We start from the raw sequence: 20,648 nt of genomic DNA, 5'->3' as shown, positions 1-20,648 counted from the left end.
CCAATCGTTTTGTTGATTAGAATTGCTTGTACCTGATTTGGATAGATACGAAACTTATAGGCTTTATTCATCATTATTTGATTCACCTCCATTTCGGTATATGACTATTATGCACCGAACGTACATTCGATAGGTAGTGAGTAACACTTTCTGTATGTCGAACAATTAAGATGGCTTCCTGCCATCCCTTGTTCGAAGCCAATTCATCTCCCACCTACTCACTGAGCTGTGCCCCTTCACGCTCCTTGAGGAAGGAGTCTTCTTGGCTAAAATGATAAAATTAATAGGAGAAACGAAATAAATACGGTTATAGTTCTTTGGCATCTTCTCTTATTTTATGCCTTCTTTCCTTGCATCCATTTAAATTCCTCCTTTAAATTATCTATTTCACTTTAAATAATGCCTTAAAATCCCCTTTTTTTACGCTCTATTCCTAACATGTGGTATCATCCTTCCTTTTTAGTAATACTTTAGTAAACTAGACAACAGAAATGATATAGTCTAACATCTGTACACTGTTTACAGGGTTCCGATTAGTTTTCATAAAAAATCTGTTGTTTACGCTGAAATGGATAAGTTTTAATTTCATCTGTATCTAAATTTTCATGAAATAGATGTATGGCTATAATTTGTCTACAATCATAGGTATGATAATAATATATACCCGACTCCATACACATTGCGCTTGTATAAATGGTATTATCTAATGTACCTTCTTCCGTTATCACTCCACCTTTTGGAAGCTCACAATTCGATAAGATATGAAAAATGGCCGATACCCCTTCCTCTTCGTTATCTATATCTTGGATATTTTGTTTGCCATATGCTGCCCGAACAAATCTTGATGGTGGGGTAAAATCACCCGGAAGCCCTATTGAACCTGAACCTTGTCCAAAAGCACTTAATGATAAATCCCCCCATTGTGTAGACTCATAGGGCTGCGATCTAAGACCAATATATTGTCTTAAATTTTGTAGATGCCAGTTAAACTCTGGACTATTGGTCATTACCCCTAACGGATTGTCATACACTTTTAGCCCCTCAGTTGTCGGCTCTAGTACAATACATTCTCCCCATTTATCCGCTATAATCCAATGTAGCGGCGGAGTAAGTCCTAAAATAGGTAATGGTACATCCAAAAAAGAAATACTATCAACAGACTTTCTTAACTCTTTAATAGAATTGAACTGCGTGAGACTCCAAGCCACAAAATCAAATGGAGCCAGATTCGTTTTATTGTCATCTATACTTTCATTATAAGTCGCGAAGCCTGGGAAATAGAGCGTTGCACAAGTCATACCTGCTTCATTTACTCCATCTGCCAGAATGACCCTTTCTTGATAGTTAATCCCCATCCCGATAACTGCTTGTTTCGTTTCGATGATTTCACCAGTTATATTGTTCCATCGATAACTTCGAGGAACTATTATTACTTCTTGATTGAAATCTAATGTAAAATCCATCGTTCTTGCAAAAAGATGTTGACCGTTTTTTGTCTGTAATGTCAAACTAGTACACATAAAGAACACCCCTTTGTTTAGTTTATTTAAACAAAAACCCATTTAATTTCTATCCTTAAGTTGATAGACACGAATCTTTTTTCTTACTCATATTTATTGATACTCCTTTCAAAATTTGAATTTTCTAGTACAATAAATCTATTACTATAAGGAAAATAAAAATGATCAAAGAGATTACTAATCTCCTTTATGATTCCCCCTAACAAGTTAAAAAGCTATTATAAACAAACTTCAATAAAAGATACCTTCTCCCTCCTTTTTTATTACTGGATTTTTAAGTGGTTGGATGTTATATAAAACAGAATTATTTATTGCAGATGCTTCTTTCTAATTAATTCAACCTCCTAGTGAATAGAAATAAATGTGTGATGTGAATGTGTTAGATTTGTTAAACGGAATACAAGCAGTACTTCCTTCTATTATCGAGCGCTAAACAAATAATTAATAAAAAATTAGAAGTTATCTGGAATATGTTTAGAATCACTTATTTTGCATTTTTCTTAGTCTCCTATTTAAACGGTATTTACTATGTAATTGTGCATATTAACTAAATACTTAATAAAATCAATGTTACATGTGGTAAAATAATTGAGAAAGGCACTTTCTATAAAGTAGGTTCTTAGACCAGAAGGCGTAACGCATCTTATATTCATGATGTAGCGTTACTGTTATCACCCATACATATGTAAACTATTTTTCAAATAAAGTCTATTGGTGTCTAGGATCCTGTTTTATGGGAAGTGTTTTTATGGGATGGGGAATATATATATGAACATGGTTCAAGTCAAAGAAAAGGCACTCCTAGGAGTGCCTTTTCTTTGACTATTTAAATGTGCGAACGCTTTCAAAACTATTGGATATAAATTGATGTACGCATTGTATTAAATGGTGCATTTATAGATGTCTTTTGGTACTCAAATGTTCCTTGTTGGTGTCCAGAAGCATCCCATTTATAATACCAGCCAACGATCGGTCTTCCACCAATTATAGTGGATCCAATACTTTTTACATTAGATCCATTCATTTTAGCAAATGGGTTTTGGCCATATCCCATTTCTTTCGTGGTAATATATAAGTATTTTCCTCCGTGATTACGTGATGTGCTAAAGCTGTTCTGGTTAATCGTTTCTACTCCGCCCAGTTCAGATTCTACTTGTACGACGTTTAATGAAGTAAGTGGTGCCGCTGGTCCGGCAGAAGCCTCTGTTGCCATTCCTAATCCTACAAACGCTGTGATTGCTAACGATGAAATCCCTAGTACTGCTTTTTTAAACATAAAAAACATCCCCTTCCATCTATTGTTTTCACTTACATTGCCAATATAATCCTTATAACCTTATATGTAAATAGATTACAACTGTAGAAATAGCAGAAAGAATATTCCGATTTATTAACATTAAAAAATGAATTTCACAACTTGAATAAGGCATAAAACAATAATTCGAAGAGCTGCGCGAGCAACCCCTGGTCATTTACTGCTGATTCGACCAACTGATCCCCGAGATTTGTCAGAAAGCCAGCCTCGGCATCGGAATCATCCCGAAATCCGCGTTTAAGCTGACGAACCACAGTACGACAGTCCTTCCCTCCAGACCAGAATCGCTGCAATCTGAATCAAGGAACGTTACATGTCCTCATTGACCAGAAAGTGCTTGGTAAGTTTCAGTAAGGAATGAATCGACTATTCACTCCTTTAAATTATAACCATAGGGTTCCGTGTAGCTTTGAAATAAAGATTGATAGAAAAGTGCTTGAAGCTTTATGTCCCCTTGGTTTAACAAATGATTTTTTGTAAATAATATGTTTGTTAAAAACTTAATTAAGGGGGGCTTTTATGCCACAGGATCGAAAAGCAGAAGTTCAAAACGATACATATGAAAGAAAAGTTATTATGCCAGATAATTCACAATCTCTACCACTTCACATGCAAAAAGAGCTGCCTCACGAATTTTCTGTAAATCCTTTGTTTGCCCGCGAAGGAGAATCCGTCGTTCCACGCTTTCATATGTCTGATGAAGGCATGTTACCAGAAACAGCATATCAAATCGTCCATGATGAAATTGCTCTTGATGGCAACGCCCGCCTGAATCTTGCAACTTTTGTTAGTACATGGATGGAGCCTACCGCAGAGCAATTATATGCAAAATCATTCGACAAGAACATGATTGACAAGGACGAATATCCACAGACAGCTGAAATTGAGGAGCGGTGTGTCCGTATCTTAGCCAACCTCTGGCATTCGCCCAGCCCCCTTACGACTATGGGCGTTTCAACAACTGGATCGTCAGAAGCATGTATGCTCGGTGGGCTTGCCTTAAAGCGACGCTGGCAAAATGCACGTAAAAGCGAAGGGAAGCCGGTAGATCGTCCCAATATTGTGTTTAGTTCTGCTGTTCAGGTCGTTTGGGAAAAATTCGCGAATTATTGGGAGGTTGAACCACGCTATGTGAAGATTAGCCCTGAACATCCTCAATTGGATCCTCAGGGGGTCCTCGCAGCCGTGGATGACAATACGATTGGTGTTGTACCGATTCTCGGTGAGACTTATACCGGTCTTTATGAACCGGTTGCAGCAATTGCGAAAGCATTGGATGATTTACAGGCGAAGACTGGTCTTGACATTCCCATGCATGTGGATGCAGCTTCGGGAGGATTTATAGCACCATTTCTCCAACCAGATTTAGTCTGGGATTTTCAATTACCAAGGGTGAAGTCCATCAATGTATCCGGACATAAATATGGATTAGTCTATCCTGGATTGGGTTGGATAATTTGGCGGGAAGCTGAAGACCTCCCTGAGGATCTAATCTTTCGCGTTTCCTATTTGGGCGGGAATATGCCGACCTTTGCCCTGAATTTCTCTCGTCCCGGTGCACAAGTGCTCCTGCAATATTATAATTACTTACGTTTAGGGAAAAGTGGGTACTATGATGTCCAAAAGACTTCCCAAAAAGTTGCTCTTTTTCTTAGCAAGGCCATTCAAAAGATGGAACCGTTCGAACTTTTGTCCGATGGGTCGGATATTCCGGTTTTCGCTTGGCGATTGAAAGATGGCTACACATCAAACTGGAACCTTTATGATTTATCTCGACAATTGCGTGTATTCGGTTGGCAAGTACCCGCCTATCCATTGCCTCCAGATATGGAAGCGGTGACAATTATGCGAGTTGTGGTTCGAAATGGATTTTCCATGGATCTTGCGCATTTATTTTTGAGAAACCTCAAACAGACTGTTGCCTTTCTTGATTCCCTGGATGGGCCTATGCCACATGATACGAAATGTGATAATGGGTTTCATCACTAAATACAAAAAGCCTAATTGGGTTACATGCACATAGGGTAAATCAATCTACAATATATTCAACTTTGAATACAGAAAAAATACTCAAGACTTCCCTTCTACTCAGGGAAAAGAAGCTACTAATGATTTCGCTATCAAATTTGACATTCGGCCATCAGAAAAAGAAAGAAAACAATCTAGTGTCAAATTTACTGAAATGGATTTATGGAAAATGTTAAAAGATAAAGGTGTCCCCTTATGAATTATTATGGAGATGCTAAACAAGTTCCGTGCTGATAAGGAGAAGGAATCAAGCCAAACTAAAAATGATTCTCCAACTGATGTTACTAATACTATTGAATTAACTAATGAAATAAGATTAGATGTGGTTCTGTAGGTTTTTAGTACGGATAGCTCATATTTTTAAAGAAAAAACCTTACAGAAAGATTCTGCAAGGTTTTTTCTCTTATTTGGAACTGGCAAACCAAATAAATTTTAGTGAACATTATTCGATTGAAGATATATTAAAAATTCGATTAATTTCAAAAGCTAGTTAACTCATTGTTAGGTGATTTTCTTTTAAAAAATTTCTACATTTCTTTGGTAACGCATTGTTCCTTTTTTACAAAAAACTGAACATTATTACATCAAAAAGGTTCTTTATCAAAACATGTAGAATTAGCACATATGCAGGTTTATATAAATGAAGAGGTGATTATATTGAATTATTTAACAAAATTAAAAAACTCATCTACAGGTCTGAGAGGGTATTTGGAATCCTATCCGTTAACTTCATTTTTTGTAATGGCATATTTATTCTCATGGATTGTATTAATTCCATTTATCTTATCCCAATGGGGTATTTTCCCTAAAACAAAGGCATTTGATATCTTCTTTTTTGCCAATGCATTTGCAGGCCCTATGTTAGCAGCGTGTATCATGTTTCGAACTCTTGAAGGCAAAGAGTCGTGGAAAAAAGTTAGAAAAAGCATTCTAACTACTAAAGTAGGTTTGAATTGGTACTTGTTTACTCTCATCATTATCCCAGCTGCAATGTTTCTGGGGATGATTATAGTAAATGGAGAGATACCTACTTTCCGTGACCTTAATTTTGAATTTTTTATAACCTATCTCTTCTCTTTTGTAGCAATTTTCTTTCTCGGTGGGCCTCTACCCGAGGAAATCGGATGGCGTGGTTTCGCTCTGCCCCGATTACAATCGAAATTTGGACCGTTAAAAGCTACATTACTACTTAGTGTTTTGTGGACTTTTTGGCACCTTCCACATTTCTTAACGGCTGCACAAAGGGGTGGCCCAGGTTCTGACCTTTCTCTCCTATATATTCACTTGCCAATTTTTATTTTACTATGTTTACCGATCTCAATCATTCTTACTTGGGTCTATAACTGCAATCACGGTAACTTATTTATTGTCATGCTAATTCATGCGAGTGTAAATACGTTTAGTTTGGCACAAACTCATTCCACCAACCCGGTTTTAAAGAATACAGATATATTTGTAGTGATAGGATTGGGATTTGTCGCTTTACTTATTCTTATTTTCACACGAGGCAATCTGGGATATAAACAAACTTTTAATGAAGTAGAGTTCAGTAACAATGAAAATATAAGTAAATAGAAAAAAATCATAGAATAATAGGTTGATGACAATAGTGTACCGCTACACTGCTATCAAGTTAAAAATCATATTCTTCTCCAAAACAAAAAACGTCATTCTTTATTCAAGGTGAAATAAAATTGTTTGCAAAGAGATTCTCCCGATATTTGGTATCATATACCTTGGATAAATTAGATAGAAAAATAGGATATTTTCAACAGGAAAATAATTTATAGCGGAAAGAATATAATTATATCGATTATAATAATGTGTTTTAATTTGTACCTTTAAGGAGGCGTTGTCAATGAGAAAATATTTCTATTTCATTGAGCAAAAAAACAAGAGGATAACGTATCACTAGCCCATAAACTACGCGGTTCCTCCTCAATATTGGAAGGAGAGTATAAGATTGAAGAAAATTTATTTAAAGGCTATTGACAAAAGTAATTGGGAAGAAGCAATTACACTGTCTGTTACAGAAGAACAACAAACATTTATTGCATCCAACCTTTATTCTATCGCAGAAGTTCAATTTCTAGATAATTTCTATGCAAACGGTATTTATTTTGATGAAAAAATGATAGGATTTACTATGTTTGGGATAGATCCTGATGATAATAATTATTGGATTTATAGACTTATGATTGATGAAAAGTTTCAAGGGCAAGGTATAGGTAAACAAGCTATACATCTGGTAATTGATGAGATAAGAAGAAATAATAACGCAAACATTTCTATAATAATGATTGGATATGCTCCTGAAAACCTTACAGCTAAATTTGTATATAAAAAAGCAGGATTTATTGAAACAGAGTTATCAGCTTGGGGTGAACAGTTAGCTAAATATTCTTTGTAAGTACTTGAATTCTCCACAATGACTTGTAGACTTATTAAAGAAAAAAATCTGATAGTGGAGCATTATAAGTAGAAAAGGATTAAACTTTTTTATAAAAGAATCAACCAACTGAAAATATTAAAAGCGTGTTTTGATTAACTTTTTTCAAAACACACTCTTTTCTATCATTATTTATCACATTTATTAGTATCAATTTGAATAAGCTTCATTTAAAAGCAAAAACAATGTTCAAATAAAATTACGTCTAAATTGAACATACAGCCACAATTTGCTGTTTTCTAAGCTCAAAGTTTACCTCTCCAATAAGTGGAAATAATAAAACTATAAGGCATAAGAATGCCATTTTGTCCATCTTATGCTTCTTGTAGTTTACGATAAGCTTTTATTATTTAATTTTAATTTTGTTATTTTACAAGTATTCAGTTGCAATCCGTTCCTATTTGCGGTTCTCCTATTTGTACAATCTATTTATTTTGTGTAATCTTAGCACCTTCATATAATTTATCCGTATAATTCTTAAGGTCCTGCCAATTATCCTTTGCTGTATTCAGATCTGCTCTTATAATCTCATCAAACAGATCTAGATTAATGTTGTCAACACTGTCAATCAATGATTTATATTTTTTCTCCACTGTCCCCCACTGAGTCTTTATATTTTCAAGAGCAGTAACAGCTGTACCAACTGTTTCAGCCATATGTTCCGTTTTATTTTTGGCATCAGTCAAAATAACTACTTCTGCCTCTGCTCCAGAAATTCTGGACTTTAATTGTTCTATTTCTTGTTGTGCAGATGCGATATTCTTGTCAGTAGTGACAATCAATGGTATACCAATCGGAGGCATAAATACAGATAAAGCTATATAGCCACCACGTTTATCATAGTTTTCTTTAATTGTATTATTACAATTCTTAATTCGTTGTTGTAGGAGCGGAATACCAGCGTTCGTACTTTCTAGAATATTCTCCAATTGATTGAAATCTTCTTTGAAATTTCTTGTATTTTCTGCTATTTCACCTTGAAAATTTTTCAATTTTTCTAACAGTACATCTAATTTTTGACTATTGTACAAAATGCTATTGTACAAATTTTCTAGTTCATATTTTAATTTCTCTGTATCTTTTTGCTCTATAGCAGTTAGTAAAAGCTTATAACTTGCTTGAAACGTATCATTATAACTTACAATATTCTGATGCGTGTACATAATACGAGTTTTAAAATACATGAACCAAAAGTCGGCATTCTCTATTGCATCCCGTTGATGCTTAATCATGTTTGCTTGTAAATCACCATTTATAGAACTTATTTTACTTAAATCTGTCAGCTGTTGATTACTGATTGTATTGGCATATGAATCCATTGTAAGGATATTTGCCACCATTTTTCCCATTACTTCTTTAAATTCACCAGGACCAAGGGAATAGTTCTTCAAACTTTCTTGCTGTTGGGACACAGTTTGTTCTGCTGCCAAAGTATGAAGTGGAATTACATTACTCGCTGCCATTCCCGTAATGATTGTTGACAAAATAATTTTCTTATATAAATTCTTATTCATCTTTTTCACCTACTCTTTCACATGCATCACATATTTTATTAAATTCATAAGCTTCTATTCTTTACTTCAAATGAATTACGATTATTGTAAATAAAACAACATATTAAAATAGAGATTCTCGTACTTTCTTATTCTATAATCTTTATTAAGTTTCATAACTATATAGGAAGTCTCCTGCTCAAACTTGAACAGGAGACTCACATTATGTGTTCTTCAAAAGAGAAACTCAGTATATTATATTTTTCATTACTTCGGCAATTTCTTGATGTAATATTATTTGTTCAAGAATGAAATCTCACTACTTTGAATATTTTCAGCATACTTTCTAATCTGCTCCCAACTATCCTTCGCTGTATCCAGATCTGCTGTTATATCCATAGCAAGGAATTCTGGGTCAACAGCTTTAGCACTCTTAATCAATGCTTCATATTTTGTTCCCATTCCATCCCACGCAGTCTTTATATTTTCAAGAGAAACAATAGCTTTATCAATTGTATCTGTTAAATTTTTAATATCACTTTGCACTATCGTTAACCTAGCTGACTGTAGTTGCGCCATTGAAATATTTTGTGTTAGCGTTATAATTTCTTCTTGTGCTTTGATTATCTGCTGCTGCGATGAAACTACTCCGTATATCCCACCTCCTAATATAGGTGCACCAATGGGCGCAAAAGGTGAAAGAATTAAATATGCACCAGCAGCAGTTGCAACCGACGATGCAATATAAATTTTGTTATTCTCATCGATTAATGCTTTATTTGTTTCAATTTGTTTCTGAAACAGTGGAATTCCAGCTTCTTGACCAGTTAAAATATTTACGATGCCTTCAGCATTCCCTTTTAAATTTTGTGTATCTTTTTCTAATTTGCCGCGAAAGCTTTTTAAATCCTCCACTAATTTGGTCACTTGATCTTTATTCTGTGAAATTTCACCATTCAACTTTGTAAGCAAAGCTGTTAGTTTGACTGGATCATTTTTATATTCTAATAAATAGCGAGAATAATTTTGGAATTTTGTATCATAACTGATAATATTTTGATTCGTTGTAACTATCCCTGATTTCAACTTATTTAACCAGTATGTTGCATTTTCTCTAGTAAGATTTTGGTTGGCTTTAATGTCTGCTTTTAACTTATCGCCAACTGAAGGTAAACCATCCAAATTAATATCTGCTTGTTTAAGAATAGTTAAAGCATACAGGTCCATTACCAACATATTGGATTTAGTTTCCTTCATCGCATTATCAAGCCCTGTTGGTCCAAGGTAATAACTAGGGTATTTAAGGTCTTGATTTGCATAAATAGGTGCTGGTTCCTCTGCCGAGGCATATGATGGCATAATGCCACCCGCTACGATTGTTGCTATTAATGTAGATAAAGCCATTACTTTATAAGGTTTTTTCATCACATTTTTCTCTCCTTACATTTTTAAGAATTATTGTTCTGAATTCTACAAATTTCATCCTGTTACTTTTATTTTTGTAACACTCTCTTGATATTCCGTTGTTTGTTTTTTCAATTCATCCGTAAACTGTTTAAGCTCTTTTAATCGTGCTTGTAATGAATTAGAATCTATTTTCACACCAGTATTAAGACTTGTCCCTGTTTCAATCATTATGTTATTAAAGGTGTCCCAACTACTTACTAGATTGTCAAAACTCTGAGTTTGCTTTTTAACTGTTCTTGTAAAGTTATTTAATTGTTGCTCAATAAGTGTCATTTGAGTTGCTTGCACTTCAATATTCGATAAATTTTGTACCAATTGAATTAGTTTCTGTTGCTTTTGAGCAATAGCTTTATTCAGTTCTGTTACTTTATCATTTTTGAGTTGTCCATATTGGTTATAAATCGCTTCCAAATTAGACACGTCTACAGTTTTATCCTTAACTCCGTCTTTTATAATATTAATAACCGACTTTGTAATATTTAAAGAACCGTCTAGATTTTCTTTTGGTAGAGCTAGAAGTTTTTCAAAATCTTCTTGAATGCCTGCATTAAGTTGTCCCATTTCCGTTCTTAATTTTTCAATGTCTCCGTCTGAACCCTTATAAGATTCAAACGCTCTGCTAACTTTACTAGAAAAATTATTACTATCTTCAGCCAATTCGTTTTTAGAATTGTTTAAGTCTTCTGAAGTTATTTTCATATTATACTGAATTTTTTGCACGTCACCTTGAAGTAAGTTAAAAATACGTACAAATAATGCTTTTGCTTCTGGATCTTCATTCATTTTTCCAGCTAGTTCAACTAATTTATTGTAATAATTTGTAAATCTTATTCCAAAACTCTGTATGTCTTGATTTACAACGGATAATTTGTGGTTATTTATATCCAAGCAGTCTCGAACATGGTTTCTTATAGTGCCTTGATCAGTAGTTATTCCATATATAGTACTTACATCAAGATCTGGTTGCTGTAATATGATTAGCCCATATCCTTGAATTAATGGCGTCTGTGATCCTAAATTCGTAATCGAATTTGATAACCTATCCATAGCGGGTCCAAGTATACTACTTGGTTGTAAATAAGTTGTATTACTTTCTGCAAAGGTATTTACAGGTGAGAAGCAACTTGTAGATACTGCTGTAACTAATAACCCTGCGACTAACGCTTTTTTCATGGTGATCCCTCCCATTTATTGGTGTCTTTTGATAAAATAGTTGGACTAAATTTTGATTAACTTGAAATCTAACATTATAACTATTAATCTATATAGATTATTTTAAAGATGTTTTTTTAGGAATATAAATATAGATTGTAAACATTTGTACATAATGCCCTACTATAAACTTAATCCCTAAGTCATTACATAAAAAACATATACGAAAATAATCCTGATTTTATATGTCTTAAAATGTAACTAACATCTTGTGCCCTTATTAAAACATCAAATTTTCAGTGCGTATATAGTAAAATTTTGTAGGTTTTTGTATAATTTTGTCCTTTTTTATTTTTTTATCTTAATTATTTAATATGTTTACAAATTAAAATACTATACTTCTAAAATTGCTATGCAACTTCACTACTATAATTAAAATAATTATAATTTAATAATACCGATAAAAAGGTACCTTATTTAATTTAACTAGGTGAATTTTCATCCCCAAAAAATTATTTTAGTATAATTTTTCAGTACTCTTCACTTATTTCTTCCTTTATACGGATATGTAAAATTGCATATCCGTATAAAGGGAAGTTAACTATTATATATACATAGTCATAAGTGATAATTTTCCAAATAACTATTATGTACTACCGCTACATCAATATTAAGTTTCCATAACTTGTTGAAAACGTTAGAGTAACGGAACTTATCCATTACTTCTATAACAATTATGCGTTGGATTCATCAGTCTTGGACAAAAAAATCCGACATGATTTAAAACAACTAAATGCCCCCTATAGAGTCAATGAAACATATATGGGGTACCGTCAGGAAAATGCGGATTTACAACGCTAAGACCATTTTCAAGTCGATCCCCCATTTTTGATATTCAACTGCTTATGTTAGATGTAAGGTATTCCAACTACTGATGGAATTGATAATTTTGTTTAAAGCACTGGCTCTTTGCAATTGATGCTGTATGGTTCGTTCCCTAAGCTCTCCTTGTTTCCAAAGAAAATAGCTCTTGCCAGTCCATTCATGGCTTCTCCTTTATTCAATCCTCTTTATATTTTTCTTCTTAGAGATTCATCTGAAATGTAATTAAGAATAAGAATGTATATATCACGAGCACGTCTCTAGAAGGAGTACCAACGAATAACGTGCACTCATTGTATTCACTTCGTTGGCAGATTGAAATTTTGTTTAAAACGTGGAAGTCATTTTTTGAAATTGATGAATGTAAAAATATTAAAAGAGAACGCCTAGAATGCCATTTATATGGACAACTCATTGGCATTCTCCTCTGTTCTTCGTGTTAATCCACGTCAAGAAGCTATTTGTTCTAACTGTAAAGAACTTTTGAGATGTCCACATTATTATGATTACTCTAATTATGGATGTTGTAGACAAGTTATTAAATAATATTTAATAACTATTAAAAGGAGTCTTAGATATTATCAAGACCTAAATCGAAAAAACACTTAAAATATCATGCTCCTAACATATTGTACATGACTAATATGTTAGGAGCTTTTGTTTTGGTAATGAGTTTTGAAACTTAATTTAAATAGTATTTTTCTCCATCTGGATAGAAATACTTTAATAATTTTTAAAAGTATTCTAAAGGTATTCCTCGCCTACTCTTCACAGGAAATGATAGTAATTTCTTATTTTTGGGAAATGGATGGTAACTCTTGTATATTTTCCTTCTTGTGATTGAATAGAAACAGTATGTCCCAATTTCAAAACCATTTGTTTTACGAGATACAGTCCCATCCCAGTAGATTTTGTATGGGTTCTTCCATTAGAACCTGTGAATCCCCTTTCGAATACACGATGTATATCTTCTTGCTTTATCCCAATGCCTGAATCTTGAATAAGTAATCGTTTTTCTTCATTATCCTCCTCAAAATGAAAAAAGATTTCTCCACCTTCATTTACATACTTTAAAGAATTTGCAATAATTTGGTCTATGATAAATGCAAGCCATTTACTATCACTTTGAACGAATTTCTGCACTTCCTCCATATGAAAGTGAATTCGTTTCGTGATAAAGATTTTGGCATATTTTTTTACACTTTGTTTAATGATTTGATTCAACTGTACATCTGTAATGAAATAGTCTTTAGAAAACGAGTCAATCCGTGAATAGTAAAGGGCCTGTTCCACATAATTATCAATTTTGTTCAGCTCATCTTCAAATTTATCTACAAGAAAATCTACTGTTTTCCCCGTACTGTTCTCAATAAGTAAATTACTTGCGGCAATTGGAAGCTTTACCTCGTGAACCCAAGACATAATAAAATCTTGGTGATCCACTTTATCGTGAATCAACTTTTGAAGTTGCTTAGAATGATTGTCCCGTACTATTTTTATCATTTTGACATATAAAGCTTGTTCATAATTTTGGGGTTCAATCAATTCTATAGGAAAATCTTCCTTTTGATTCTCTATTAGATTATTTAGCTCAAGGTAAAAATATCTCCGATAATAATATCCAATAGTAATATACAGACTTACGGAAAGGAAACAAATAACGTGAGTATAGAACAGATTTTTAATCACGAGATTCCGACTATCATTTACAACCATAATTAATGAAACAAACAACATTAATATGAAGTACAGTATGAAAAAGAAGCGTTTATCTTTTATATATTGAAAAAAACTCATAAGATGATATACCCGTATCCTTTCTTAGTAGTAATGAAGCCTTCCTTACCGAGGTCAGTAATTTTCTTGCGTATCCGTGTAATGTTAACGGTTAAGGTGTTTTCGTCCACGAATCTTTCATCAGCCCAAAGACTGCGCATTATCTTTGTTCGGCTTACAACTGTTCCTTTATTGTGCATGAGAAGTTTTAAAATAATAAATTCATTTTTAGTTAGCGTAATGGCTTCATCCAAATAAGACACATTGTGGGTTTTAAGGTTGAGCACAATCCCATCATGCTCAATAACATTTAACTCTATGTCTTCTATATACGTATACGTCCTGCGCAGGAGCGCATTAATCTTTGCCATTAAAACATCAGTATGAAACGGTTTATTAATAAAATCATCTCCGCCCATATTCATCGCCATTACCATATCCATTGGTGTATTACGAGATGAAAGAAAAATAATCGGTGCTTTTGAAGTTTCTCTCATTTTATTACACCAGTAAAATCCATCAAATGATGGTAAATTAATATCCATTAGTACAAGATGAGGACTATTGTTTAAAAATATTGATAATACTTGGTCAAAATCTTCTACCTTTACTGTAGTAAATCCCCATTTTTCTATTGTCTCTCCCAACATATCTCTAATCGTTTTTTCGTCTTCTACAATCATAATTTTCACGGTTATTCCTCCAAAATCTTATATTAAAGATAATTTTTGTTGTATATTTACTTTCCCATACTGCTGCATTAAAGTGCAATTGCATAATCGTCTATATCACATTATAGTGGAAAAAATAAAGAAAAAAAGGAATGTTTATTGTAAGGTGACAAAATTGTAAGGTTAACCTGAAAAACTGTAAGGTTATTGAAGGGTTTCATCATATAGAATAAAACCTGTAAGAAAAAATAACGTCTTTAATGGAGGAATTATATATATGAAATCAATAGTAGACGCAAAACAAATCAAAAAAATGTATGGAACAAAAGGAAATACATTTACTGCATTACATGATATTGATTTAACTGTTCGCGAAGGTGAGTTTGTTGGAATTATGGGACCTTCAGGTGCCGGAAAGTCCACACTTTTAAATATTTTGGCGACCATAGATCAACCGACGTCCGGTGAGATTTTGATTGATGGGACGAGCATACTAAATATGAAAGAAGAACAATTATCTGCATTCAGGCGGGATAAACTCGGTTTCATTTTTCAAGATTATAATTTATTAGATACGTTAACAGTGAAAGATAATATTTTGTTGCCACTTGCACTGGCAAAAATGGATGTACAAGAAATAGAAAACAGAGTTAATGAGATTTCAGAGCGCTTTGGTATTCGTTCTATTTTAGAAAAATACCCGTATCAAATCTCAGGGGGACAGAAACAGCGCACAGCTGCTTCACGTGCAATGGTATCTAAACCCAGCTTAATATTAGCTGACGAGCCGACTGGTGCACTCGATTCAAAATCGGCAGCAGACTTATTGGAGAGCTTACAAAATTTAAGCCAAGAAGATAAAGCAACCATCCTCATGGTAACACATGATGCTTTTGCAGCTAGCTATTGTGAACGCGTTTTATTTATTAAAGATGGTACGCTGTTTACCGAACTCGTAAAGGGGAATTCTTCCGGCAAAGATTTTTTCAAAAAGATATTAGATGTTTTGTCCATTCTTGGAGGTGGTACAAGTGACGTTATTTAGTTTAGCGAAAAAAAATATTAAAGGGAATTTAAACAACTACCTTCTCTACATTTTCTCTATGGTGATTAGTGTCGTGATTTGCTATACTTTCAACTCATTATTGTATACACCAGAAATTAAAAATGCCGTTAATAATATGGAAGGTACAATGTCACAAACCTCTTTCGTTTTAATAGGATTCGTAGCAGTTTTCATTGGATATTCTAATGCATTCTTCACGAAAAAACGTAAAAAAGAAGTAGGTCTGTACTCCCTACTTGGCGTTAGAAAAAAAACCATTGCAAGAATGCTATTTTTTGAAAATGTAATTATCGGGGCTATCACTTTAATATGCGGGCTCGTATTAGGGATAATATTATCCAGATTGTTTATCATGTTACTCCTTAAACTCGTAGGTGCTCCAGTCGATGTGAGTTTTAGTATTCCTATGGAAGCAATTATGAATACCACTATTACATTTACGGCCATTACAATTTTTACATCCCTTCAATCGTATCTTTTAATTTATCGCTTTAAATTAATTGAATTATTCCAAGCAGAGAAAAAAGGGGAGAAAGTACCAAAAGCATCTATCGTTTCTGCCGTAGTTTCGATTATTTTACTCGTAAGTAGTTATTGGTTTATGTTTAACGGGGCAACAATGCTTTCTATGCCTCTTGTCGCTATTGGAACATATTTATTATTTCGTTCTTTAACTGTGTATTTACTAAAGCGTGCACAAAAAAATAAACCGAACTACTATAAAGGGATTAACATCATTGGAACATCTCACTTGTTGTATCGTATAAAAGGAAATGCCCTTATGCTTACAATTATCGCATTACTCATTTCTGTAGCACTGCCATATCTTCAAGCGAGTTTCTCGGAATATTCTATCACTGAGAAAGATGCTCATGAAACAGCTCCTTTTAGCTATATTCATCTTTCAAAAAATGAAACATCTGACAATCAAATCAAACGGGTTATTTCAAAAGACAAAGATCATCCGATTACAGCGCAACTAGATATTCCGGTTATTCAAGTAAAAGGGAATACTTCAGCACCATTCCAAGATAAAAATGATCTATCTGTTAATTTGATTTCAGAAAGTGGATTTCATAAAATGAACAAAATCCTAAAATTAGGAGATATACCAAATCTTTCTGGTGAGCATGCTATAGCATTTAAACAATACGTTAATCAACCAGCCACTGATTTTATTGATCATACAGTCAACATTCAGTTACCTGCGGGAAATTATACTTTTAAGCTCAACAAGTTAGAAAAAAAAGCGATACGACTAACCTCTGGTTCTGAGCTTTTATACATTGTAATTGATAATGCAAGGTTTGACAGTGTTGCAAAACAAATCAGTCCAATCACATATAAAGCGTATAAAGTAGCGGATGAAAAAACAACAAAGGAAACATCTGAAATAGTAATGACGCTAGCAGGAGAAGATACTCATATGCGTACGTTCTATAAAGAGTATAAAACAATAAAGGCACTTACAGGAATGAAAATCTTTGTAGTTAGCTCTTTAGCATTAGTTTTACTAGTTGCAACAGGAAGTATTATATACTTCAAACAGCTAACAGAAGCACATTCAGATAAAAATCGTTATGAAATTTTACGGAAAATTGGTGTAAATAAAAAAGAAGTACGGACTACGATAGCAAAACAAACACTATTTATATTTCTCCTTCCGCTAATTATTGGGATACTAAATGCAGCCATGTTAACAATGTCAGTATCCTTACAATATAGCATGGACATACAGCAAGATATCATTTCATTTATTTATGCTATGACAACGTATGGTGTGATCTACCTTGTTTACTACGTTTTAACTATAAATTCATATAATAGAATTGTGAATAAATAAATATGAACCACCTCTCGAATATCGGGAGGTGGTTTAATATATTTAACAAAACAAGATGCATAGTGAATTGTGAGCTAATTAACATGTTTCAAAAATATGTCTTAACGTGCAATTTTCTTTTTTGATATGGTGATCCCATGCCTATCAACTTAAGAAAAGTAAACATCTCAAAAACAAAAAATGAACCGATTTCTCCAAATTACTAACTATAGAGAAATAAATTCATTTTTTCATTATATAAAGAACGATGCATTACATTTTCTTAGTGTAAGTTCTGTTCAAGTTTCTTTTCACATAAGATGATTAGGTATAAAAATATAAGGTGAAGCGATATTCTGATTATTTAAAAAGGAGGCAGATAAATGTCTTTAGAAAAGTTTGTAGATGCATTACCTATTCCACCTGTCTTAAAAGCAAAAGATAAGCGTGATAACATTCCGTTCTATGAGGTAACTATGAAGCAAGTCGAACAGAAGTTACATCGCGATTTGCCACCAACTACCGTTTGGGGTTACAACGGTATGTACCCTGGTCCTACATTTGAAGTACGAAGAAATCACCCTATTTTAGTCAAATGGAAAAATGAATTACCTTTCGAACATCTGCTACCCGTAGATCGAACTATTCATGGAGCAGAACCAGACAAACCTTCTGTTAGGACGGTTGTACATTTACATGAAGGTCGGGTTAGACCCGAAAATGACGGATATCCAGAGGCATGGTTTACGCGAAGCTTTGAAAATGTTGGCCCGAAATTCGTGCATGAAGTTTACTATTATCCAAACTGTCAACGACCTGCGACTCTATGGTATCATGACCATGCCCTTGGAATCACTCGTTTGAACGTTTATGCAGGACTTGCAGGGTTCTATCTCCTTCGAGATAAGAAAGAGGAAGAATTGAACTTACCAAATGGAAAGTTTGAAATTCCACTAGTCATACAAGATCGTTCATTTTATCCTAATGGTGAACTGTTCTATCCAACTCAACCAGGACATGAGCCACCTCCAGCGCCACAACCACCTCCACCAATAGATCCAACATTACCAAATCCATCAGTTGTACCAGAATTTTTTGGAAATACCATCCTAGTCAATGGAAAAGTATGGCCTTATCTTGTAGTCGAGCCACGGAAATACCGGTTCCGCATCCTTAATGGCTCTAACGCTCGTTTTTATCGTATAAAGTTGAGTTCTGGACAAAATTTTGTCCAAATTGGCACAGAAGGAGGACTTTTGGAAAAACCAATCATCGTATCCGAAATCATCCTTGCACCAGCTGAACGTGTCGATGTTATTATCAATTTTTCAAACCATAAAGGTCAAAGTATTATCTTAACAAATGACGCACCAGCTCCATTCCCTAACGGTGCCCCACCTTCTTCAGACCTGACACAAATTATGGAATTTTGTGTCAAACAAAAATTGCACAAACCTGACAACAGTAAAATTCCAAAAAAGTTAAGTTGCTTAGAACACTTGGATCCTAATGATGCTGTAATCGTACGAAAAAACCTCTTAGTTGAAACTACCGATGAATTCGGGCGTTTAAAACTTTTATTAAATAACCTAGATTGGGATCAAATGCCCCTTACAGAAACCCCATATAATGGGACGATAGAGATTTGGGAGCTTTACAATACTACACCGGACACTCACCCTATTCATTTGCACCTTGTTACTTTTCAAATTTTGAATCGTGCTACGTTTACTGGTGATCCAAATGGTCCTGACCTTATAGTTGGACCGCCACAACCACCCGATCCAAGCGAGATGGGTTGGAAAGATACCGTTCGTGCCAATCCTGGGGAGGTCACCCGTATCATTGCGCGTTTTGGGCCATTTATAGGAATCTACCCATGGCACTGCCACATCCTTGAACACGAAGACCATGATATGATGAGACCATACGAAGTTCTCGATAATCAAAACTTTAACCCGTGTGAACCGATCCCTGGGGAATGTCCAGATGATTCGTTCACTCAGTGTTTCGATCGTGATAATGATGACGATGATTGATTACAACACAAGCTTCTCTTTTTTATTTTGTCTATAAGGAGTACCAATACATCGCTATCAAGCTAAGGTCTTACACTACCCGTAAAGCAAAAAAGACGTTATCCTTTCTTATAATTTTACAAAAAGAATAACGTATTTTTTATAAAAAATGCTCGTCAAAGTGTAAAACAAAAAGGGCTATCTCAGCCCTTTTTGTTTTATAAATCTTCTATATCATATTCGGTATATCCCTCATAATAGTAACTAATATTAATACCTTTCATGAATATTTCACGACTATTTATTTCATCTACTAGTGCATTTTGGAGTAAATGCTTAATTTCAATATCTTTAATTGGGCTGCGTTCCATTGCCAGTAAATAATCTTCTTTATCAATTTTATTCCAGTCGACCACCTGATAAAGTTCATTTTTAAAGATTAAATCTAGCCATATTCTAGTCGCTCTACCGTTTCCTTCTCTAAAGGGGTGGGCAATATTCATTTCAACATACTTTTCAACAATTTCATCAAAGGTTGTTTGTGGCATAGTGCTAATATGCTCTAATGAATGGCATAGGTACATAACAGGGGCAAAGCGAAAATTCCCCTTCGCTATGTTGACCTTTCGAATCTCTCCAGCAAAGAAATAAATATCCTCCAATAGGTATTTATGCATGTCAGAAAGCCCCTTGAATGTACCAACTTCTATGTGGTGTATCTCTCCAGAATCATATAAATTTTTGACTTTCATTTTTGATAGTCGTTCTTCCACTCGATTCAATTCCAACTGATTTTTGATACCTAATTTATTTTCTAACACAACCATTCTCCTCTTTTTCTACAATTAATTCTTTAAGCATATTCAAATCTTCTTTTGTAGCTAGATTCTTACTGAAGCTTCTAGCCATAGTTTTAGAATTGAGTTATTTTGCGTGTTCTTGATTGTATTTTTTATAGTTTTTTTGTAGCTTCGTTTTGCGCCTTGCT

The 20,648-nt window shown here is 34.0% G+C and carries 15 protein-coding genes and 3 pseudogenes; 8 read left to right on the top strand and 10 right to left on the bottom strand.

Annotation, left to right across the window (positions count from 1 at the left end; translation table 11 throughout):
• From ACUN13_RS30490 to ACUN13_RS30480, 3 genes are all read right to left on the bottom strand, one after another.
• On the bottom strand, positions 1–74 hold a 74-nt coding region (locus tag ACUN13_RS30490), incomplete at its 3' end, for a helix-turn-helix domain-containing protein (RefSeq protein ID WP_445424166.1).
• A 459-nt stretch (positions 75–533) separates the two neighbouring features.
• Positions 534–1,520: a choloylglycine hydrolase gene (gene bsh, locus ACUN13_RS30485; RefSeq protein WP_000337602.1), complete on the bottom strand. Its 987-nt coding sequence runs from the start codon at positions 1,518–1,520 to the stop codon at positions 534–536.
• Between the two features lie 850 nt (positions 1,521–2,370).
• Positions 2,371–2,796: a DUF4879 domain-containing protein gene (locus ACUN13_RS30480; protein ID WP_409532391.1), complete on the bottom strand. Its 426-nt coding sequence runs from the start codon at positions 2,794–2,796 to the stop codon at positions 2,371–2,373.
• Between the two features lie 558 nt (positions 2,797–3,354).
• On the opposite strand from ACUN13_RS30480, the gene ACUN13_RS30475 reads away from it, so the two are divergent.
• The 4 genes and pseudogenes from ACUN13_RS30475 to ACUN13_RS30460 all read left to right on the top strand — a co-directional run bounded on the left by ACUN13_RS30475 (position 3,355) and on the right by ACUN13_RS30460 (position 7,274).
• Complete coding sequence (locus ACUN13_RS30475) at positions 3,355–4,824, top strand: glutamate decarboxylase (protein ID WP_409532392.1); 1,470 nt, start codon at positions 3,355–3,357, stop codon at positions 4,822–4,824.
• Positions 4,825–4,838: 14 nt separating this feature from the next.
• A pseudogene (locus ACUN13_RS30470) lies at positions 4,839–5,197 on the top strand (DUF3914 domain-containing protein).
• Between the two features lie 291 nt (positions 5,198–5,488).
• Positions 5,489–6,439, top strand: a complete 951-nt coding sequence (locus ACUN13_RS30465; protein WP_409532393.1) for a CPBP family intramembrane glutamic endopeptidase — start codon at positions 5,489–5,491, stop codon at positions 6,437–6,439.
• A gap of 388 nt (positions 6,440–6,827) precedes the next feature.
• Positions 6,828–7,274: a GNAT family N-acetyltransferase gene (locus ACUN13_RS30460; RefSeq protein ID WP_409532394.1), complete on the top strand. Its 447-nt coding sequence runs from the start codon at positions 6,828–6,830 to the stop codon at positions 7,272–7,274.
• A gap of 464 nt (positions 7,275–7,738) precedes the next feature.
• On the opposite strand, the gene nheC is transcribed toward ACUN13_RS30460, so the two are convergent.
• From nheC to ACUN13_RS30440, 4 genes and pseudogenes are all read right to left on the bottom strand, one after another.
• Complete coding sequence (nheC, locus tag ACUN13_RS30455) at positions 7,739–8,827, bottom strand: non-hemolytic enterotoxin subunit C (RefSeq protein ID WP_409532395.1); 1,089 nt, start codon at positions 8,825–8,827, stop codon at positions 7,739–7,741.
• Positions 8,828–9,100: 273 nt separating this feature from the next.
• Positions 9,101–10,231 (bottom strand): non-hemolytic enterotoxin subunit B, encoded by a 1,131-nt coding sequence (gene nheB / locus ACUN13_RS30450; RefSeq protein ID WP_409532438.1) that lies wholly within the window; start codon positions 10,229–10,231, stop codon positions 9,101–9,103.
• 54 nt (positions 10,232–10,285) lie between these two features.
• Positions 10,286–11,446, bottom strand: a complete 1,161-nt coding sequence (gene nheA, locus ACUN13_RS30445; protein WP_098712018.1) for a non-hemolytic enterotoxin subunit A — start codon at positions 11,444–11,446, stop codon at positions 10,286–10,288.
• A gap of 885 nt (positions 11,447–12,331) precedes the next feature.
• Positions 12,332–12,546: pseudogene (locus tag ACUN13_RS30440) on the bottom strand (Tn3 family transposase); the annotation flags it as partial.
• Between ACUN13_RS30440 and ACUN13_RS30435 the strand changes: the two are divergent.
• A pseudogene (locus ACUN13_RS30435) lies at positions 12,544–12,744 on the top strand (transposase); the annotation flags it as partial. The pseudogenes ACUN13_RS30440 and ACUN13_RS30435 overlap by 3 nt on opposite strands.
• A 331-nt stretch (positions 12,745–13,075) precedes the next feature.
• Here the strand turns inward: ACUN13_RS30435 and ACUN13_RS30430 are convergent.
• Together ACUN13_RS30430 and ACUN13_RS30425 are read right to left on the bottom strand one after the other, a co-directional pair.
• Positions 13,076–14,104, bottom strand: a complete 1,029-nt coding sequence (locus ACUN13_RS30430; protein ID WP_409532396.1) for a sensor histidine kinase — start codon at positions 14,102–14,104, stop codon at positions 13,076–13,078.
• A complete protein-coding gene (locus ACUN13_RS30425; RefSeq protein ID WP_409532397.1) occupies positions 14,101–14,775 on the bottom strand; it encodes a response regulator transcription factor in 675 nt (224 codons plus the stop codon). The genes ACUN13_RS30430 and ACUN13_RS30425 overlap by 4 nt, the downstream gene beginning before the upstream one ends.
• Positions 14,776–15,031: 256 nt before the next feature.
• Here ACUN13_RS30425 and ACUN13_RS30420 point away from each other — a divergent pair, with 256 nt between their 5' ends.
• The 3 genes from ACUN13_RS30420 (at position 15,032) to ACUN13_RS30410 (ending at position 19,681) form a co-directional block, all read left to right on the top strand.
• Positions 15,032–15,799 (top strand): ABC transporter ATP-binding protein, encoded by a 768-nt coding sequence (locus ACUN13_RS30420; protein ID WP_409532398.1) that lies wholly within the window; start codon positions 15,032–15,034, stop codon positions 15,797–15,799.
• A complete protein-coding gene (locus tag ACUN13_RS30415) occupies positions 15,786–17,663 on the top strand; it encodes an FtsX-like permease family protein (protein ID WP_438906424.1) in 1,878 nt (625 codons plus the stop codon). The genes ACUN13_RS30420 and ACUN13_RS30415 overlap by 14 nt, the downstream gene beginning before the upstream one ends.
• Before the next feature lie 362 nt (positions 17,664–18,025).
• Positions 18,026–19,681 carry a multicopper oxidase family protein gene (locus ACUN13_RS30410; protein WP_409532400.1) on the top strand — a complete coding sequence of 552 codons (1,656 nt, stop codon included), beginning with the start codon at positions 18,026–18,028 and terminating at the stop codon, positions 19,679–19,681.
• A 197-nt stretch (positions 19,682–19,878) separates the two neighbouring features.
• On the opposite strand, the gene fic is transcribed toward ACUN13_RS30410, so the two are convergent.
• Complete coding sequence (gene fic / locus ACUN13_RS30405; protein WP_409532401.1) at positions 19,879–20,487, bottom strand: protein adenylyltransferase Fic; 609 nt, start codon at positions 20,485–20,487, stop codon at positions 19,879–19,881.
• Positions 20,488–20,648: the final 161 nt, after the last annotated feature.

Source organism: Bacillus cereus group sp. Bce041 (genome assembly GCF_052646455.1).
Note: the sequence above shows the minus strand (reverse complement) of the source record. Positions and strands in the feature narration are given on the sequence as shown.